An 18,906-nucleotide genomic window follows, 5' to 3' on the forward strand; every position below is an offset into this window, starting at 1 on the left:
GGCACGCCCCCCCCGCCCCGCCCCCGCACCGGCGGGGCGCCCGCCCCGGCCGTGCCCCACCTCCGCCCGCGCCAGCCGGTCCGGGTCCACCCGACCGAGCTGCACCACGTCCAGGTGCGTGCCCATCCGCGCCGTCAGCGCACTCGCGACCTCGTCCACCGGCGCACCGGGGTGCACCCCGACCACCGACACCACCGTCGGCCGCTCGGGCGGCGGGGCCGACGGCGGCGCGGCCGTCCGCAGCCGCTCGGCGACCTGCCCGAGCAGGAACCGCGATGCCTGAGCATCCGACTCCAGCACACCCTCGAGCGCCTCACGCGGCAGCTCGAGCACGGTCGCGTCGCGACGCGCACGCACCGTCGCCGAGCGCGGCTCCCCGGTGAGCAGCGCCAGCTCACCGAGCACCGCTCCCGGCCCGAGCTCGCGGATCCGCCGCCCGCCGACGAACACCTCGAGCCGCCCGCGCCGGACCACGAACGCCGAACCCCCGGGGTCCCCCTCGCGCACGAGGTCCTGCCCGGCCGGCACCTCGACCAGCCGACTGGCGCTCTCCACCCGGCGCCGAGCGGCCTCCGGCAACGCCGCGACCAGCGGCACGTCACCCAGGTCCGTCGAGAGCGCCGACACCGCGGGTGTGACCGCCCACTCCGGCGGCGGGTCCGGGGCGAAGACCTTCGGTGGCCGTTCGTCCTCGACGGCCTCGGCGTCCGGCGCGGACCGGATCCGGCCGAGCGGGATCGCGACCAGCGCCACCACGAGGAACGCGACGATCGACAGCACCCACCCGCTGCGGAACGCCGCGACCGCGGTCTCCGCCGTCGGGTTGCCGAGCACCACCACGAGGATCGCGATGCCGAGCACCCCGCCGAGCTGCCGGGCGCTGGAGTTCACCGCCGAGGCCGTCGCGTACCGACCGCCGGGCACAGCGGCGAGCGACGCGCTCCCGAGCAACGGCAGGGTCGCGCCGACCCCGATGCCGCTGAGCACCTGACCCGGCATCCACGCCGACCAGAACGCCGGCTCGAGGCCGACCCGCTGGTGGTACCAGAGGTACGCCCCGGCCCAGATGATCGCGCCCGGTACGACGAACCATCGGTAGCCGAACCGCTCGGCGAGCGGCCCGAGCCGCGACGCGACGATCGCCGCCACCACCGCCCCGGGCACGAGCGCGAGCCCCGCACGCAGCACGTCGTAGCCCCACACGTACTGCAGCCACAGGATGTTCGTCAGCAGGTAGGCGTAGAAGCCGAAGCCCGCGACCACGGTCGCCGCCGAGCCGATGTCGAACGACCGCAGGCGTAGCAGCGTCGGGTCGACCAGCGGCGACCGGTGCCGGCGAGAGCTCAGCACGAACCCGGCGAACAGCACCACCGCGCCGGCGAGACTGGCGAGCGTCGCGGTGCCCGTCCACCCCCAGTCCGTGCCCTTGACGATGCCGAGGTTGAGCAGTGCGAGCGACGCGGCGAGGGTCGCCGCACCGGCGAGGTCGGGCAGGGTCCGGCGGCCCGGCGCCCGGCTCTCGACGAGCTGGCGGCGAGCGGACCACAGCGCAGCGAGCCCGAACGGCAGGTTGACCAGGAACGCCCAGCGCCAGCCGCCGACCTGGGTCAGCGCACCGCCGATCGGCGGCCCGAGGCCCGCCGCCACGGCCGCGGACGCACCCCACAGGCCGATCGCGTGCGCCCGCCGCTCACCCGGGAAGGCCGCGATCACCAACGCGAGCGACGCAGGCACCAGCGCCGCCGCGCCGAGCGCCTGGACCACGCGGAACACGACGAGCATCTCCACCGTCGGCGCCGCCCCGCAGAGCACCGAGCCCAGCGTGAACACCGCGACCCCGCCGATGAACGAGCGCCGGCGCCCGATCAGGTCGGTGAGCCGCCCGAACACGATGAGGAACGCCGCGAACACGATGTTGTAGGCGTTGAGCACCCACGAGAGCCCACCGATCGACACGGTCGGGAACGACTCGCGGATCGACGGGAAGGCCACGTTGACGACCGTGGCGTCGAGGAACGCCAGGAACGCCCCGAAGCACGCGACGAGGAGCACCCGGCCCGGGGGGATCCGCGCGGACGCGCTGCTCGTCGCCTGACTTCCTTGTCGCGGCACGTCTCGGACCGTAGCCGCCAGCGGGCGAACCCGCGCGGGCAGACGACCGCGTCCAGAACCTGGACGGCGCCCCGCGGGGCTGCGAACCTACCCCCATGCGCCCGCCGGGCACCCCGCGCGAGGATCGGCCGGAGCGGCCGGTCGGCCCGAGGCTGGTCACGCTCGCCGCCGTGGGCGCGGCCCTCGCCGGCGGGGTCATCGTCTGGGCGGCGCTCGATCGAGCCCGCCGCGATGCGCCGCTGGACGACGTGTTCGTCGCCTGGGCAGGTCTGGCGCTCGTGCTGGTGACCGCGGCCGTCGTGTCGGCCGAGGTCGGTCGGCGCGAGGCCGACCACGTCGAGAGCGTGCGCCCGGCCGACTGGCGAGCAGCGAACCGGCGCACGGCGATCGCCGCCGTCGGGGTCGTCGTCGTGGCCCTGCTGCCACTCGTGCGAGACTCGGGCGCCGGAACCCTCCGGGGGCTCGTTCTGACCCTCACCGCCGGAGCCGGCGCGATCCCGGTGGTCCGGGCCTGTTTCGGGCTGACCACCGCGGTCCGGGCGGGGCCCGGGGATGCCGACATCGGCCGACAGGTCGCCGACAGCCTTCTGTTCCGGGAGGTCGCCATGGGCCTGCTGCGCCCGTTGGGCGCGCTCGTCGCTATCGCCACCCTCGCCCTCGCGACCACCAGGCTCGACGTGACCACCGGCCCCCACCCGGCCGCCGGGACGACCGTGCTCCTCTTCGGTCTCACCGGCACCGCGGCGGTCGCCGCCGTCTACAACGGGCCTCGCGCCGCGATCCGCAGCGACGCGCGCCGGCTCCGGGACGTCCTGGCACCGACGGACGGCTCGGACCTCGAGGAGCTCAGGTCCCAGCTCCGCCAACGCGAGGACGTCAACCGGCAGCTGGGCCTCACCGCCACGCTGCTCTCCGACCTCCAGGCCGGTGCGTGGATCACCGGTCCGCTGCTCGCAGCAGCGACGGGGCTGCTGCTGACCACCGGTTGACGCCCGGCCGGGACGGACCGGACCTGACCACCGCGACGACGAACGGGGCACGAGATGAACGACGCGCCGCCGCCCCTCTCCCCACGCGACGACGCCCTGCGCCAGGACCTCAACGCCGAGTACCTCGCGATCGTCAGGGTCGTGAGCGACTTCGACGTCAGGTCGACGACCGTCAAGGGCTGGTCGGTGACCCTGTCCCTCGCGGCGCTCGGGCTCGGGTTCCAGTACGGCCACTACGCGCTCTTCGCGCTCGCGGCCACGACGGCACTCGGCTTCTGGGCGAGCGACGCCCTGCTGAAGAGCTGGCAGCTGCGCTACTACCCGCGGATGCGGGACATCGAGTACGCGGCCTACCACCTCAACCACCGCACCTGCGGGCAGCTGCGGGCAGCTGCGGGACCACTCCGCGCCGCGGCTCGACATGTACTGGTCCTACGACCCGGGCGCCGCGGGGAGCCGGCGGGCGATGGACGCCCGCGCACGCCTGGCCGCCGAGAGCGACCTCGGCGAGCCGGCCGCAGAGCTCGTCGTCCCCGGCGACTGGCGCCTCGGACATCCCCTGGCGGCGCACCCCGGAGGAGATCCACGCGATGCTCCGCCGAGTGTTCTGGATGTCCGGCGTGATCCTGCCGCACGCCCTGGCGGTCGTGCTCGGCGTCGCGCTGTTCGCCGCTGCGCTGTCGGACGCGCCGGGCTTCGCGGAGATGACTCCGTAGGGCCGGGCGTCCCAGGTCGGAGTCGCGGCCGTCCGAGGGCCCCGAGGCTGCCCGGCCCGCAGACCTCGCCTCCGACGCGATCCGGGCGGCCGAGATCGCCGGGGCACGACGCCTGACCGCCTCGTCCGATCGACCAAGGTCGGCATCGAGACCACCGGGCAGACAGCGCGAGCGGGCTCCCGCTGTCGTGGAACATCCGCGCCGACCCCGCCGTTCCCCGAGCAGCGACCGGGGAGGCAAGGTGGCACGACGCGTAGCGGGGCTGCTGCCCTACGACGCCGCGATCGAGGCGCTCGGCTCGGCGGGCACGATGGGACGCTACGACGACGAGATCCCGCTGAGCGCCGTCGTCGGCTCGGTGGCCAGGTCGACGGACTTCGACGATCGCTTCCGCCCGCTCCGCCCGCGCTCCGATCGCTGGCGGCGGGTCCGCGGGATGTTCCGTGACGGTGGCTTCCCGCCGCCGATCGAGGTCGTCCGGCTCGGCGAGGTGTACTTCGTGGTGGACGGGCACCACCGGGTCGCCGCGGCGCGCGAGCTCGGCTGGACCACCCTCCCCGCGCACGTGCGGCGGGTGTGCACGGTCGCGTTCGCGTGCGCGTGCCTGCGAGCCGAGTCCCTGCCCACGAAGGCCGCGGAACGCCGGTTCCTCGAACGGTTCCCCCTGCCGGACGACGTGCTGACCACGCTCGACCTCGACCGGCCCGCCGACTGGGCGCGCGTCGCCGACGCCGCGATGGCCTGGGGCTTCCAGCAGCAGAGCGCCGGAACGGCCTACTGCTGCGCGCACGACCTCGCGGCGGCGTGGTGGCGCACCGAGGTCGCACCACGCGTCGCGCGGCTGCGCGCCGACGGCGTCGGCGCCGGGCTCGGGGACCTCGCTCTCTACGTGCTCGCGCTCGCCGAGCGCGACGGCCTCGGCCTCCTGGACTGGGCGGACGACCCTGTCCTGCACGAGGGGGCGTGCGGCTGCGAACCGTGGCCGGATCACGACGCCCCTGCGTCGTGATCGTTCGCCCGCTCACTGCCGGGCGGCGGACACCCCTGTCCCGTCGGGCCACACCGATCCGACGCGCCAGAGGCATGCGACGCCACGATGGTGGCGGCTGCCACACTCGAGACGAACGGTCGGCGATCGTCCGACACCAACCGCGGCCGGACCTGACGCCGGGGCCGGCCCACTGCCGAGAGGCCGTCCAGTGAACGAGCAGGCCACGCCTCGCCGCGACGTCGAACCCGACCTGACGGGGCGAGTCGCGCTGGTCACGGGCGCAGGGCGCGGGATCGGCCGTGCGATCGCCCTCGGGCTCGCCGCACACGGCGCCGAGGTGGCGCTGGTGGCGCGTGGCAGCGCGGGGATCAGCGCCGTGCGGGATGCCATCGAGGCCGAGGGCGGCCGTGCCCTCGCGATCCCCGCCGACGTCAGCGTGCCTGCCGAGGTCGAACGTGTCGCCGATCGCCTCAGCCCGAAGGAGCCGCACATCCTGGTGAACGCCGCGGGCACCTTCGGCCCGATGGCCCCGCTGGTCGACACCGACCCCGAGGAGTGGATGCAGACCGTCCGAGTGAACGCGTTCGGCGCGTACCTCACCGCGCGACGGTTCGCCCCGGCGATGGTTCGCGCCGGCTGGGGACGGATCCTCAACGTGAGCTCCGCCGCTGCGCTGCACACCCCCGGACCGCTCAACAGCGCGTACGGCACGAGCAAGGTCGCGCTCAACCAGCTCACCCGCCACCTCGCGGCCGAGCTCGACGGCACCGGTGTGACGGCCAACGTCCTCCATCCCGGCGATGTGCAGACGGACATGTTCGAGGCGATCAGCGCGCAGACGACCCGGCTCGGCGACGCTGCCGACGGCAACTACGGGCCGTGGGTCGAGTGGATGCGCAGGACGGGCGGCGACGACCCCGCCAAGGCCGTCGATCTCGTGCTCCGTGTCGTGTCCGACTCACGCGGCACGCCCAACGGAGAGTTCCTCTGGATCGACGACCCCCTCCAACCCGCGGTGCCCTCGTGGGACGTCGCGACCCGCCCGGACCCCACCTGGGTCGAGCACTAGCGCGGCGCCCATCCCCGGACCGCGTCGGCCCCGAGAGGAGCACGCCGACCGGGTCGGTCACTCCGCGGCCCCCGACTCGCTGGCGGGCTGGGGTTCCCGCGCGCGCCCCACCCCGCCCGGCTGTACCGTCACGCCATTCCCGCAACGGCGCGGGCGGCACTCGTGAACGGACACGTGAATGTCGGCACCAGCGCAGCAACCCCCCACCCCCACCACCTGCAACACCGCGGACATGCTCGTCGTGCACAGGGTGTTCCGGCACCTCTACGCCGACGCCCCGGACCTGGTGCGCTCCGTGCCGCCCGGGGACCTCCAGCGGACCGCCGTCGTCGCGGCGCACATCCGGGGCATCACGCTCACCCTGCACAACCACCACCACACCGAGGACCTCCTGCTCTGGGACACCCTCGAGCAGCGTTCCCCGGCGTGCGCGCTGCACGTCTCGCTGATGAGGTCCCAGCACGCCGAGGTCGCGCGACTCATCGACGAGGCGGACGCCGCGCTCCCCGCCTGGGAGGGCCTCGCGGGCGAGCGCGACCGGGACGCCGTGGCCGAGATCGTGGCCGAGATCCGCTCGAAGCTCGAGCAGCACCTCGGCCAGGAGGAGGAGCGCATCCTGCCCGTCGCCGCGACGAGCATGACCCAGGCGGAGTGGGATCGTCTCGGCGAGCACGGTCGCGCGAGCGTGCCCAAGGACCAGCAGCTCATCCAGCTCGGCTGGATCCTCGACGCACTCGGCCCCGAGGACGGCGCGACGTTCGCCCGCGAGGTGCTCCCGGCGCCCGTCCGCGCACTGTGGGCCGTGCTCGGCAAGCGGAAGTTCGCGGCGCACAAGCGGGCCCTCTACGGGCACGCCTGACCCGCCACGAACTCGGCCCGACGCCGGAGCCACCGCCGTACGATCGGAGTAACGGGTCCGTCGTTCGCCCCGGCGTCGTGGACCACCGGTGACCGACGACGCGCACCCGGTGTCGGACGACGAAGGAGCGGGTCGCGATGCCCGGTACCGGAAGGCAGGAGCTCACAGCCGACGTTCGCGAAGGGCTGCCCGGCAGCTTCGTGGAGCTCTCGGCAGGTGTCACGCACTACGAGCTGCGCGGTGATCCCGTCGTCGGTGACGTCGTCCTCGTCCACGGCAACGCCGCGCCGTACGCCACGTGGGACAACACGATCGGGCCGCTGTGCGACGCGGGGTTCCGGGTGCTCCGGTACGACGTGTTCGGCCACGGCTTCTCCGACCGGCCGAAGCTGCGCACCTACGACCGCGACTTCTACAACACCCAGCTCGACGAGCTGCTGCGCAGGCTCGGGATCCCGACCCCGGTCCGGCTGGTCGGGACGTCGCAGGGCGGGAGCATCGCCACGTGCTTCGCGGCCGCGCACCCGGGTGCGGTCAGCAGGCTCGCCCTGCTCGCGCCGTTCTTCGACGAGCTGCCCGGCTCGGACAGCCTGGCCTACCGGCTGGTCACGAAGCCCGTCCTCGGCGAGGTCCTGATGACCCTGATGGGCGGCCGCAACCTCACCGACCTGTCGGACGCGGTCGTGTCCGTCGACGCGGTTCCCGACCTGCGACGTCAGGTCACCGACCAGCTCCGCTACTCGGGCAAGCGGCGGGCCGTCCTGGCCAACCTGCGAGGGGACGCACTCACGGATGCGACCGACTGCTACCGACGCGTCGGTGAGCAGCACCTCCCGATGCTGCTCACCCGCGGGACCGCGGACGCGAAGATCCCGGAGGCGTCGCTCACCCGGCTGCGCGCGCTGCCGCCGGACATCGAGTACCAGGAGATCGAGGGTGGTGCGCACCTGGCCCACTACGAGGTCCCGGACCGGATGAACCCGGTCCTCATCCGGTTCCTGGCGGGCTGACAGCGCGCCGGCGCTCGCCGCCGTTCGCGCCCGCAGCCCTACGAGGGCGCCCGCACCGGCCTCGGCGTGAGCCGGTAGAACCGGCCGACCGCCCGCACGTGACGCCGGGCGAGCCAGTACATCAGCCCGCCGGGGAACGGGTGCTGGCGGAACGTCGCACGGATGACCGCATCCCGCTCCGATCCCGGCGGCAGCAGCTCGGCGGCGAACTGCCGCCGACGCCCGTCCCGGAGCTCGAGCTCACCGCCGCCGGCCGCGTCCATGTTGAGCGTCCAGGCGCAGTGGACGTCCGGGTGCCCGAGGTAGACCTGGTCGCCGACCCGCAGCACCCCGACGAACACCGGGCGCGGCTGCCCGGTGCGGCGTCCGGGGAACACCGCCCGCACCACGTTGCCGAGGCCGACGCGCCGCCAGGTCCACTCGATCACCGGGTCGAGGAGCGCGAGCAGGCGGTAGATCCGCGGCCAGAACCTGCTCCACCGGATCGTCACCCGATTCACGCTAGCCCGGCCTCACCGATCGGCACCCCGGGGCGTCGTCGGCGCGCCTGGGACCTTGTGCTCCCGGTCCAACGTCCCCCATTTCTGTCCGTTCCGGTCCATATAGTTTCGCGCCAAGACAACCCGACAGGGACGGTGCCACGTGAAGTATTTGATGAATGGCGTCGACGGCCAGCTCGGCAGCGTCGCCGCGCAGGAGCTGCTGACCTTGGTGGACCCGGAGGACGTCATCCTCTGCGCACCCTCGCTCGACAAGATCGCCCCGGAGAACCGGGCGTCGTGGACCGACGCGGGCGTCGAGCTCCGCGAGGCGAGCTACGACGACTACGACCAGTGCGTCACGGCGTACAAGGGCGCCGACCGGATGCTGCTGATCTCGACCTGGGCCATCGGCGAGACCCGGCGCATTCAGCACCGCAACGCGATCAACGCGGCCAAGGCGGCCGGCGTCGGGTACATCGCCTACACGTCGTTCAACGGCGCCGAGATCGCCGACGACACACCGCTGATCGCCTCGGACCACCGGGTCACCGAGCAGGACATCCTCGAGTCGGGGCTGGAGTACAACTTCCAGCGCAACATGCTCTACTACGACAACCTGATCTTGATGTTCTACCCGCTCGCCGTGCTGAAGAACAACGCCGAGTGGATGAGCAACATCCACGGCAAGAAGTGCGGGTACGTGCTGCGCGAGGACTGCTCGCGGGTGGCCGCCGCACTGCTCGCCGGCAAGGGCGAGCCGAACACCGCGTACACGATCACCGGGCCCGAGCTGTTCTCCGAGGCCGAGCTGTTCGCCGAGATCGACAAGCAGACCGGCTTCACCGTGACCTACGGCGACTGCAGCACCGAGGAGCTGTACGAGTACTGGATGGGCAAGGGCGTCCCGAAGACGGTCCAGGGCGACTTCTCCGCGTCGATCTTCCCGCCCGGGGTCTGCGCCGACGACATCGTCGGGAACAACGCGAGCCTCGCCAGCGGGCACTTCGAGCGCGTCACCACGGCCGTCGAGGACCTGACCGGCCGCAAGCCGGTCGCGGTGCGCGACGGGCTCAAGAAGTACCTCGACCTCATCCCCCGCAAGGCCTGACGGCCGCAGGTCGGCGCCGGGCTCGACCGGCGCCGACCGCCCCCCGAGACCAGCACGCAAGGAGAGACGCATGGCCACGCCGGCAGAAGTGATGGAGACCTACTACGAGACGTACGGAACCGGCGACTACGCCACCGTGCCGTTCTCGGAGGACGTCGTGTTCGAGTCCGTCCTCGGCAAGGAGGAGGGACGGGAGAATGTCGTCAACCACCTGACCGTCGCCCACGGCGGGGGCGCCGTGAAGGAGAAGCTCATCCCGCAGAACATGGTGTTCGACGGGGACCGGGTTGCCGTCGAGGTCGTGGCGGAGCTCAGCTTCGAGGTGGACATCCCCGACTTCCCGTTCGGCGACGCGAAGGCGGGCGAGACCATCGCGGTGCGCTTCGGCGCGTTCTACGAGATCAAGGACGACGCGATCGCCCGGGTCTCGGTCTACCGCTTCTAGACGGACCAGACAGCGAGACGCTTGCCCGCGGCCGCCGGTCACCCTGGCGTCCGCGGGCGGGCGGGCCGCGCGACCGAACCGATCAGCGCGCGGCGGCTGCCCTCACCGGGCGGAACCCCAGGACGACCAGCCAGAAGGCCATGACCATCTCCTGCACCGCGAGCGGCGCGTACAGGACGCTCGAGATCGTCGAGTTGGGGTCGTGGGTGAACGGCAGCGTCGCGCCGGAGACCAGGAACAGCGGTGCGGCGATCAGGCCCCACAGGGCCAGCCAGGCCGGGATCCGGCCGGAGACGTACAGCAGCCGGTACAGCAGCAGGGCGCCGACGCCGAAGACCGTCTGCCCGATCACGGCCGAGTACTCGTTGACCGCCTGGAGCGCGGTCCCGACAGCCCCCGCGTCTCCGGCCGAGGCGGCGTCCTCGCCGAGCGTGAGCATCGCCAGCACGACGACCACACCGACCAGGAACAGCGTGCCCTCCGCGATCCGGGAGGCCAGGTACCCGGTCGCCATCCCCCGACGCAGCGTCGAGGTCGCGTCGCGGGACAGCACCGGGTAGAGCATCACGGCGACCCCGATCACCGAGCACGCCATGACGGTCACGGCGAGCGCGCTGCCGAGGACCGCACCCCGATCGGCGGCCATCGCCGTCGGCTCGGTCGGCGCCCCGATGGACGCCGCGACCAGTCCCGCGACCGTGGCCACGATGTACAGCAGCCCGACCGCCACCGCGGCGGTCCGCTCCTCCCGGTTCGCCGATCGCCCCTCACTGACGACGACTCGCTGGTCCTGGCTCGTGGACGCACGGCTCTGCATGACTGCTCCCGGTGGACGGCGTTGTCCCACGGCCCCCGGCCGAGCGCACCCGGCCACAGGCCGTTCCGACCAGTCCAGACCGCGCGGTCCGCGAGTTCAAGGGACGTAGGTCGACCGGCCTCGTCCCCGTGCCCTCGCGATGCGTCGCCGGCCCGAGGCACCTGCCCGGCCGAGGCTCGACACCCCGCCGGCGGCGTGGTGGCATGGGTGCGGAGGTGACCGCATGACCGTGCCCACGGTGCCGCCCGGCGCGCGGCGCCTGCCGTTCAGCGTGCTGGCCAAGCCGACGGGCGCGGCGTGCAACCTGGACTGCACGTACTGCTTCTTCCTGTCCAAGGAGCTGCTGTACGACCACGACTCCCAGCGGATGAGCGAGGAGGGCCTGGAGACCTACCTCGCGAACCTGCTCGACTCCTCCCCGGACGGGGTGGTCGAGGTCGCCTGGCAGGGCGGGGAGCCCACGCTGCGCGGGCTGGCGGAGCGCCTGCGCCGGCCCGGCCAGCAGCTGCACCACGCGATCCAGACCAACGGCACCCTGCTGGACGACGACTGGGGCGCGTTCCTGGCCGAGCACCACTTCCTGGTCGGGCTGTCGATGGACGGCCCGGCGCACCTGCACGACGCCTACCGGGTGAACAAGGCCGGCCGCGGCACGCACGACCAGGTGCTGCGCGGGTGGCAGGTCCTGAGCAAGCACGGCGTGGACACGAACATCCTGTGCACGGTGCACCACGCTAACCAGGACCATCCCCTGGAGGTGTACCGCTACTTCCGGGACGTGCTCGGGGCGCGGTACCTGCAGTTCATCCCGATCGTCGAGCGCGTCCCGGCCGACCAGCTCGAGCTCGCCGAGCAGGGGTGGCGGCCGGGTGCGCACGGGCGGCGGACGCTGCTCTACCAGCAGCGCGGCGACGCGGTGACGTCGCGGTCGGTCGACCCGGCCGCGTACGGCGAGTTCCTGGTCGCGATCTTCGACGAGTGGCTCTCGCGCGACGTCGGTGAGGTCTTCGTCCAGGACGTCGACGTGGCCCTGGGCAACCTGTTCGGCCGGTACTCGCTGTGCGTCCACTCCCCGCAGTGCGGCAACGCGCTCGCCGTCGAGCACAACGGGGACGTCTACTCGTGCGACCACTACGTCGAGCCCGACTACAAGATCGGCAACGTCGCCGACGCGCCGATCCAGGCGATGCTCCAGTCCGACGCCCAGCGCGAGTTCGGGCGCTCGAAGCTGACCACCCTGCCGGCCCAGTGCCAGAGCTGCCCTGTGCGGTGGGCCTGTCACGGCGGGTGCCCCAAGGACCGGATCGCGGTCACCGCCGACGGCGAGCCCGGGCTGAACTACCTGTGCGCGGGCTACTACCGCTTCTACACGCACACCCAGCCGACGCTGGAGCGGATCGCCGGGCTCCTGCGCACCGGCCGCACGGCCGCCGACATCATGGGTCCCGACGCGGCTACGCCGAGGTGACCAGACGCTCGAACGCGAGCGCGAAGGCCTCGGCCATGTCGATGCTCGGGTCGTACATCCACTGCGTCTGCAGCCCGTCCATGACCGCGATCGCGACGACCGCCAGCTGCTCGGTGTCCGCGTCGGCCGCGAGCCGTCCGGACCGCTTGAGGTCGTCGAGCCCGTCGGTCCACACCCGGCGCAGCGCCTCGTAGCGCTCGCGGAAGTAGTCGTGCGCGGGGTGGCCCGGCTCGGCGGCCTCGCTGCAGAACCGGGCGTACAGCTGCACCAGGCCGGGCACCTCGGCGTTGTGCCGGATGAACGTCGCCAGCACCTCGCCGTCCAGGTCCGCCCCCGCCGGCCGGAACGTGACCTCGTCCTCCACGTCGCGGCGCCGCAGCACCTCGGTGAACAGGGCGTCCTTGGACCCGAAGTAGCGCAGCAGGCCGTTCGGGCTCAGCCCCACCGCATCGGCGAGCTGCTTGACCGTCGCGCCGCTGTAGCCGCTCTCGGCGATCGTCGTCAGAGCGGTCCGGAGGATCTCCTCCCGCTTGACGATGCCCTTCTGGTACGGCCCGCGCGTCGCCACGGCGCGCCAGTCTAGGCGCGCACGCCCGGCCGGGCCGGGGCGCCGGCCCGGGGCGTCGCCAGGCCCACCGCGCTCGCCGGCCGGTTCACCGCGCAGTCCTCGTGACCGCAGAACGGGTCGGACGGCGAGACGCCGGTGAACGGGCTGCGCCCCATGAGCTTGTCGAAGACCGCGTCGAGGGTGACCTCGTTGTTCGTGTACGCGTTGACGTAGACGTGCGCCATCGGGATGTCGAGCAGGTGGTACGGGTTCGCGGTGCTCACCACCACGAGCGGCATCTCGCCCGCGTACCAGGGGATGTCGTTGCCGAGCCCGAACATCACCTTCCAGTCGACGCGCACCACGGTGGCGTTCGAGACCGTCTCCATGTTCAGCACGATCATCGTCATGTCGTACTTCGAGACGAAGGCGCCGGTGGTCGCGGTGATCTCGCGGATCACCCGGATCACCGTCGGGCTCGGGATGCCGCGCAGCACCTGCTCGGGGTTGAAGTCGAGCTTGCGCTTGCGGAGGGTCACCTCGAAGCCCTCGAGCTCCAGGCGGCGCTTGATGTCCCGCGCGAACGGCGAGCCGTTCTGCGCGTAGTTCTCGATCACGTTGAGGTACACGCGGCGGCGCTTCGCCGGGTTGAGCGGCAGGATGTCGCCGCGGTCCTTGACCAGGGTGACCGCACGGTCGGCGCACTGCACGGCCCATTCGTGGGCTCCCGCGGTGCCGACCGACGCGAGCGCGTCGGCGCCCGGCACCAGCGTGCCGGCGGCCTGCTTCTCCGGCAGGCGCAGCGCGGCCTTGAGGGCGAGGACGCGGGTCACCGCGTCGTCCAGGCGCTCGGCGGACAGCAGCCCGGTGCGGACGCCGTCGAGCACGTAGCCGTAGTCCTCGTCGATGTTCCGGTTGAACAGGATCATGTCGCAGCCGCGCTCGATCGCCAGGGGCAGGGCCTCGCGCCGCGGCATGGTCTGCATGAAGCCCACCATGAGCGTCGAGTCCGTGACGACCAGGCCGTTGAACCCGAGCTTGTCCCGCAGCAGCCCGCTGACCAGGGTCTTCGAGAGCGAGCCGGGCAGCAGCGCGTCGTCGTCGCTGATCGTGGGGTCGACCTGCCGGGCCACGGCCGGCTGGGCGATGTGCCCGACCATCACCGACATCGCGCCGTCGTCGATCAGGCGGCGGTAGACGGCACCGGAGGTGGCCCACCACCGGTCGGCGCTGAGCGTGTTCACCGAGACCAGCAGGTGCTGGTCTCGCTCGTCGACGCCGTCCCCGGGGAAGTGCTTGATCGTGGCGGCCACGCCCTCCTCGCGCGAGGCGAGCAGGTAGCCCTGCGCCATCCGGGTCACCAGGTCCGGGTCGCTGCCGAAGCTGCGCACGTTCGTGATCGGGTTGCGGTGGTTGAGGTCGACGTCGACGATCGGCGCGAACGCCCAGTTGATGCCGACCGCCGCGCCCTCGCGGCAGGAGATCTTCCCGAGCCGGTAGCCGGCCTCGGGGTCGGCCGTGGCGGCCACACCGCCGGGCATCGCGTAGGACGTCCCGTCCGACGCCGCGCCGTTGCCACCGGACTCGAGGTTCGCCGCCAGCAGGAGCGGCACGTCGCTCGCCGCCTGGAGCTTGCGGGCGTTCTTCTGCACCTTCGCGCCCGGCATCGGCCGGAACATCCAGCCGCCGACCTTGAGGTCACCGGTCAGGTGCTTGATGGTCCGCGCGGAGAACGTGAAGGCGCTGACGCAGAAGATCTGGCCGACCTTCTCCTCGAGGGTCATGGCCTCACGCGTGCGACGGACCCAGTCGGCCTGGGTGGGGTCGAGCGAGAAGGGGGCTGCGGTGACGTCGACGGTCATGTCTTTCTTTCATCTCTCCGTTGAGGCGCCGGGCTGTCCCGACGTGAAAAGAGTATGCCATGCACTTTTTGGGCCGGCAAGGGACGGTCGGGCCGGCTCAGGGGCGGCCGGCGATGACCGCGGCGGCGACCACGCCGACAGCGATCACCGCGATGCCGGTCGCCACCGTCGCGACGACGGCGGGCAGCCGCCCGTCGGGCAGCGCGCCCGCGCCGGCGACGAGGCGGCCCGTGGTGCGGCGGGACCGCACGTGCGCCAGGAGCCCGAGCCCCGCCCCGGCGACGACCACGAAGACCGCCAGGACCAGGCCGACCGCGCCGACCAGCGCGGGCAGCACGCGCAACGCGACCAGCCCGCCCACGACGATCGACAGCGCGGTCCGGTTCCAGGCCAGCGCGGTCCGCTCGGGCTGAAGACCCGGGTCGAACCTCATCCGCCGGCCCGGAGCACGACCCCGGCCACGACCAGGACGGCGACCAGCAGCACCCCGACGGCGAGCGGCGGGGCGAGCCTCGGCGAGGGCAGCGGCAGACCGAGTCGCATCGCCCGCTCGACGCGGGCCCAGTGCCGCCACGCCGCGAGGGGAACGAGCAGCCCGAGGCCGGTGAGCACCAGCGACGCCGCGAGGCGCGCGCCCGGGTGCAGCGGGACCTCCAGCGCCGCGAGCGCGACCCCGCCGGCGATCAGTGCGAGCGCGGTGCGGACCCATGCCAGGAACGTGCGCTCGTTCGCCAGCGTCAGCCGCGGGTCCGGTTCCTCGCCGTGGTCGAACACACTGCGCGGGAAGCGCGACGGGGCCGGCTCAGGGGCGGCCACGAACCGGCGGCCCGGCCAGCTCTGCACCTCGGCCACGGTCATCCTCCTCATGTGTCATGGGGTCCGGCGCGCGCCCGGGCACCTGCGGACCCGGGCGCTCGGCACCGGCCCGTTCCACGCCGGACCGGCGCGCACGCCCCGTACCGGTCCCTTCTGCGGTAGGGGGCGTGTGCGGACCGTGCTACGCGGCCGGCTCGGTCCCGGCCGAGCGCTGCAGGATCGCGTCGCGACGAGCGTCGAGCTCGCTCTGCAGGCGGGCCCGGTCACGGGCGTACGGACGGTAGAGCGCCGTCAGGAAGACCCCGTTGACCAGCATCAGGCCGACCGCGAGCCAGAGCATGACCTGCTGGAGCCCGAACGCGTCGGCCAGGAAGCCGCCGAGCAGCGCATACGCGGCGAAGCCGATGGACTCGGCGATCGACACGAAGATCGCGAACGCGGCGCCGCGCAGCTCCGGAGGCACCACGGCCATCACGAGCGGGCGGTTCACCCCCGGGTTCAGGCCCTGGGTCAGGCCCACCAGGCCGAACAGCGCCAGGTACGGCGCGATCGACCCGTAGCTGAACTGCGTGGCGAAGAACGCGACCACGGCGAACAGGATCTGCGCGACCTGCAGGAAGCCGACCCGGCCGTAGTTGATGCTCCACCGGTTCAGGGCGTCACCGGCCCAGCCGCCGACCAGCGTGCCGGCCAGGAAGCCGACGCCGAACGGCGCCATGATCGTCGCGGCCAGCGCGGTGTCGAAGCCGAACTCCTGCACCAGCAGCACGACGCCGAACGCCGCGAGCAGCAGGTGGCTCGAGAGCAGCCGGCTGACCAGCATGATCGCGTAGGACCGGATCCGCAGCAGGCTCGCGGCCTTGGCGAACGTCACGGACTGCTCGGTGGCGTCGCGCTGCTCCTGGGTGAAGGAGCCGAGCTGCGCCTCGGCACTGCCCTCCCCCGGGTCCTGGTAGAAGAGCACGATCAGCAGGCCGAACAGCATGTTCACCGCGCCGAAGATGAAGAAGCCGTACCGCCAGCCGTTCTCGATGTTGGCGAGCTGACCGATCAACGGCGCGAGGACGCTCGCGGCGAGCCCGACGAAGCCGTACAGCATGCCGACCACGCGTCCGCGTGCCTTGTCGGTGAACGAGTCCGAGATCACCGTCGGGACGATCGCGTGCGAGGCAGCGGTGCCCGCGGCCATGATCGTGTAGAGGATCACCAGCTGGACGAAGCTCTGCGAGAAGCCCGCGGCGATGCCCCACAGACCCCAGAAGCCCGTGGCGACGGCGAGCACACCCTTGCGGCCGAACTTGCGCGCCAACGCGACCCAGGTGGGCCCGGCCACGGCACCGACCAGCCGGGCCGACGCCGCGAGGATGCCGAGGGCGCTCGTCGCGAGGCCGAGGGACGCCTGGATGACGGGGAACAGCGTGTTCGCGAGGCTGCCCTCACCGCCGTCGACGACCATCGACCCGCCGACCACGACGAGGTTGCGCTTGGGGTGGGGCACCGACGCCGCGGCGCCGGGAGCCGGTTCTGCGACCGTCGTAGCCATCGGCGCCTCCGCCTGGGCCAGGTCCTCGGTCATGGGTGTACTCCTTCGTACGGATTATCGATCGTGCTGGGGGCTTGAGGGGGCGGGTCAGACCGTCGCGTGCTCGCGGTCGGCCGCCGCCGAGAGCTGCTCGGCGAGAGCCGCGAGCAGCGGGCGTGGCAGCAGGCCGACGGCCACGGCCGCGATCTGCAGGAGGGTGAGCCCCTGCAGGTAGGTCGCGATCGGTCCGCCGGCGAGCATCGGCGCCATCCGACCCAGGACCTGCTGCGCGGCCGGGTCGGCGAGCAGCTCGGCCACCGGCACGTCGAGCACGCGGCCTGCCGGACCGAAGTCGTCGGCCGTGGCGGCCGGCTGCAGCGAGGACTGCAGCTGCGGCCACTGCGCCCGGACCAGCAGGTGCTCGGCACCGAGCGGACCGTCGGCGGGCAGGCCGAGCCGCTCGAACTGGCTCGGCGGCGCGTCGTGCGCCACGAGCTCGTCGCGCAGCGCGGTCGCCAGGGTCAGCTCGAGGTCCTCGTCGTCGAGCGGGCGGAGCTGGCCGGGGTCGGTCTCGAGGTCGAACAGCTGGGACCCGAACATGTACGGGGTGACGAACGAGCGGGCCGGCGTCCGCAGCACCGGCATGCCCTTGGTGAACGGCATCGGCTCGACCAGCTCCGCGGCGCCGAGCTCGCCCGGCGCGAAGAACCCGTTCATCCGGGTCGGCATCAGGGTGTGCTCGAACAGCGGCGAGTTCTGCGGCTGGGCGGAGGCCCGCATGTACACGTAGCGACCGTCGGTGAGGCAGACGTGTCCGCCGAAGATGCCGAACAGCGCGTAGTCGACCGGCGCCTCGTGGTCCTCGGCGAGGACGGGCAGCAGCGAGCAGCCCTGCATGTCGGGCGTGCGGCCCACCCCGAACCAGTCCAGCAGGGTCGGCCCGACGTCGATCGTGCGGACCAGCTGGTCACGGCGCTGCCCGGACGCGTTCACCGCGCCGGGGCTCCAGATGAACAGCGGGGTGTGGATCGTCTCGTCGTACCAGGGCTGGACGTTCTTCCCCCACCAGCCGTGCTCGCCGAGCATGAAGCCGTGGTCGGTGTTGACGATCAGCAGCGTGTCGTCCCACATCTCGTGCTCGTCCATGAAGGCGAGCACCCGGCCCAGTGAGGCGTCGCACATGCTGACCAGCGCGGCGTACTGCGCGCGGGCGTGGTCGACCGCGGCCGGGTCCTCGGTGACCTTGGCGTAGTCCGGCCAGTCGAAGTGCGGACCGTCGTAGTCGGTGGGGTACAGCCGCTGGTACTGCTCGTAGCTGAAGAACGGCTCGTGCGGGTCGAACGTCTCGATCTGGAGGAACCAGCCGTCCTCGCGAACGTTGGTCTCGAGGAACTCGAGGCCCGCGTCGAAGGTGCGGGTCTGCGGGTGGTCGCGCTCGGCCCGCAGGTACCCGCGGTTGACCCAGTCCTGGCGCCAGAGCCGGGGCTTGACCTGTGCGGCCATGCCGAGCGACTCGGGGACCTCGGGGTCGGCGACCTGGCCCTTCCAGGGGTCGCCCTCCTGGCCGCGGAACAGCTCGAAGGTCGTGTAGCGCGTGTGGTAGGTCGCGCCGCCGTCCTCCCAGTAGTGCTGGTGGTCGGTGCTGAGATGGGTGTGCACGCCCGCGGCGCCGAGCATGGCGACCACCGAGTCGTCGAACGGCTCCAGCGGGCCCCAGGACCGGTGCAGGAAGTTGTGCCGCGCGGTGTGCAGCTCACGCCGTGCCGGCATGCACGGCATGCTCCCGCCGTAGGCCGTGTCGAACGTGACGGCCCTGCGGGCGAGGCGCTCGAAGTTCGGGGCATGGATCCCGGTCGCGCCGTAGGTCGGCAGCATGTGCCGGTTCAGGCTGTCGAACATGACCATGATCGCCCGCATGAGCGCTCTCCTCGATTCGTCTCGCCGCCGGGCGGCACTCGCCGCTCCGGGGCCCGCCTCAGCCCCGAAGCGGCGAGTGGGCGTGGTGCGTCTCCGTCGACGCAGGCACTAACCTACCGTGTACTCGGTTAGTTAGCAAGACCCTCCACCCGCCCCCAGGCCACGCCGCGACCCGG

General features: G+C 72.5%; 18 protein-coding genes. 9 read left to right on the forward strand and 9 right to left on the reverse strand.

Features of this window, described 5'->3' with window-relative positions; all coding sequences use genetic code 11:
* Positions 1-2,112: MDR family MFS transporter (locus OEB99_RS12590; protein ID WP_263577625.1), on the reverse strand; the 2,112-nt coding region annotated here is incomplete at its 3' end.
* A gap of 95 nt (positions 2,113-2,207) precedes the next feature.
* Here OEB99_RS12590 and OEB99_RS12595 point away from each other — a divergent pair.
* From OEB99_RS12595 to OEB99_RS12620, 6 genes are all read left to right on the forward strand, one after another.
* Entirely contained in the window at positions 2,208-3,101 is an 894-nt protein-coding gene (locus OEB99_RS12595; RefSeq protein ID WP_263577626.1) for a hypothetical protein, read from the forward strand.
* A 590-nt stretch (positions 3,102-3,691) separates the two neighbouring features.
* On the forward strand, positions 3,692-3,817 hold the full coding sequence (locus tag OEB99_RS12600; RefSeq protein WP_263577627.1) for a hypothetical protein: 126 nt from the start codon (positions 3,692-3,694) through the stop codon (positions 3,815-3,817).
* Positions 3,818-4,058: 241 nt separating this feature from the next.
* The gene (locus OEB99_RS12605; protein WP_263577628.1) at positions 4,059-4,826 is read left to right on the forward strand and encodes a ParB/RepB/Spo0J family partition protein; all 768 of its coding nucleotides are present in this window, start codon (positions 4,059-4,061) and stop codon (positions 4,824-4,826) included.
* A gap of 190 nt (positions 4,827-5,016) precedes the next feature.
* On the forward strand, positions 5,017-5,877 hold the full coding sequence (locus OEB99_RS12610; protein WP_263577629.1) for an SDR family NAD(P)-dependent oxidoreductase: 861 nt from the start codon (positions 5,017-5,019) through the stop codon (positions 5,875-5,877).
* Positions 5,878-6,055: 178 nt separating this feature from the next.
* Positions 6,056-6,736 carry a hemerythrin domain-containing protein gene (locus tag OEB99_RS12615; protein ID WP_263577630.1) on the forward strand — a complete coding sequence of 227 codons (681 nt, stop codon included), beginning with the start codon at positions 6,056-6,058 and terminating at the stop codon, positions 6,734-6,736.
* A 137-nt stretch (positions 6,737-6,873) separates the two neighbouring features.
* On the forward strand, positions 6,874-7,746 hold the full coding sequence (locus tag OEB99_RS12620) for an alpha/beta fold hydrolase (protein WP_263577631.1): 873 nt from the start codon (positions 6,874-6,876) through the stop codon (positions 7,744-7,746).
* Positions 7,747-7,784: 38 nt separating this feature from the next.
* Here the strand turns inward: OEB99_RS12620 and OEB99_RS12625 are convergent, their stop codons facing one another.
* Positions 7,785-8,237, reverse strand: coding sequence for a PNPOx family protein (locus OEB99_RS12625; RefSeq protein WP_263577632.1), 453 nt, complete (start codon positions 8,235-8,237; stop codon positions 7,785-7,787).
* Between the two features lie 163 nt (positions 8,238-8,400).
* On the opposite strand from OEB99_RS12625, the gene OEB99_RS12630 reads away from it, so the two are divergent.
* Both OEB99_RS12630 and OEB99_RS12635 read left to right on the forward strand, forming a co-directional pair.
* Positions 8,401-9,336, forward strand: a complete 936-nt coding sequence (locus OEB99_RS12630; RefSeq protein WP_263577633.1) for an NmrA family NAD(P)-binding protein — start codon at positions 8,401-8,403, stop codon at positions 9,334-9,336.
* Between the two features lie 70 nt (positions 9,337-9,406).
* Positions 9,407-9,781 (forward strand): nuclear transport factor 2 family protein, encoded by a 375-nt coding sequence (locus tag OEB99_RS12635; protein ID WP_263577634.1) that lies wholly within the window; start codon positions 9,407-9,409, stop codon positions 9,779-9,781.
* Between the two features lie 82 nt (positions 9,782-9,863).
* Here OEB99_RS12635 and OEB99_RS12640 read toward each other — a convergent pair whose 3' ends face one another.
* Positions 9,864-10,598, reverse strand: a complete 735-nt coding sequence (locus OEB99_RS12640; RefSeq protein ID WP_263577635.1) for a DUF4386 domain-containing protein — start codon at positions 10,596-10,598, stop codon at positions 9,864-9,866.
* Positions 10,599-10,821: 223 nt separating this feature from the next.
* Here OEB99_RS12640 and OEB99_RS12645 point away from each other — a divergent pair, with 223 nt between their 5' ends.
* Complete coding sequence (locus OEB99_RS12645; protein ID WP_263577636.1) at positions 10,822-12,066, forward strand: anaerobic sulfatase maturase; 1,245 nt, start codon at positions 10,822-10,824, stop codon at positions 12,064-12,066.
* Here the strand turns inward: OEB99_RS12645 and OEB99_RS12650 are convergent.
* The 6 genes from OEB99_RS12650 to OEB99_RS12675 form a co-directional block, all read right to left on the reverse strand.
* Positions 12,053-12,634, reverse strand: coding sequence for a TetR/AcrR family transcriptional regulator (locus OEB99_RS12650; RefSeq protein WP_263577637.1), 582 nt, complete (start codon positions 12,632-12,634; stop codon positions 12,053-12,055). The two genes, OEB99_RS12645 and OEB99_RS12650, sit on opposite strands and share 14 nt — an antisense overlap.
* Before the next feature lie 11 nt (positions 12,635-12,645).
* Positions 12,646-14,475, reverse strand: coding sequence for a glycoside hydrolase family 3 protein (locus OEB99_RS12655; protein ID WP_263577638.1), 1,830 nt, complete (start codon positions 14,473-14,475; stop codon positions 12,646-12,648).
* A gap of 97 nt (positions 14,476-14,572) precedes the next feature.
* A complete protein-coding gene (locus OEB99_RS12660) occupies positions 14,573-14,908 on the reverse strand; it encodes a DUF202 domain-containing protein (protein WP_263577639.1) in 336 nt (111 codons plus the stop codon).
* The gene (locus OEB99_RS12665) at positions 14,905-15,318 is read right to left on the reverse strand and encodes a YidH family protein (RefSeq protein WP_263577879.1); all 414 of its coding nucleotides are present in this window, start codon (positions 15,316-15,318) and stop codon (positions 14,905-14,907) included. The genes OEB99_RS12660 and OEB99_RS12665 overlap by 4 nt, the downstream gene beginning before the upstream one ends.
* A gap of 154 nt (positions 15,319-15,472) precedes the next feature.
* A complete protein-coding gene (locus tag OEB99_RS12670) occupies positions 15,473-16,867 on the reverse strand; it encodes an MFS transporter (protein WP_263577640.1) in 1,395 nt (464 codons plus the stop codon).
* Between the two features lie 54 nt (positions 16,868-16,921).
* On the reverse strand, positions 16,922-18,730 hold the full coding sequence (locus OEB99_RS12675) for a sulfatase family protein (RefSeq protein WP_263577641.1): 1,809 nt from the start codon (positions 18,728-18,730) through the stop codon (positions 16,922-16,924).
* Between the last annotated feature and the right edge of the window lie 176 nt (positions 18,731-18,906).

The sequence above is a fragment of the Actinotalea endophytica genome, assembly GCF_025717005.1.
GTDB lineage: Bacteria > Actinomycetota > Actinomycetes > Actinomycetales > Cellulomonadaceae > Actinotalea.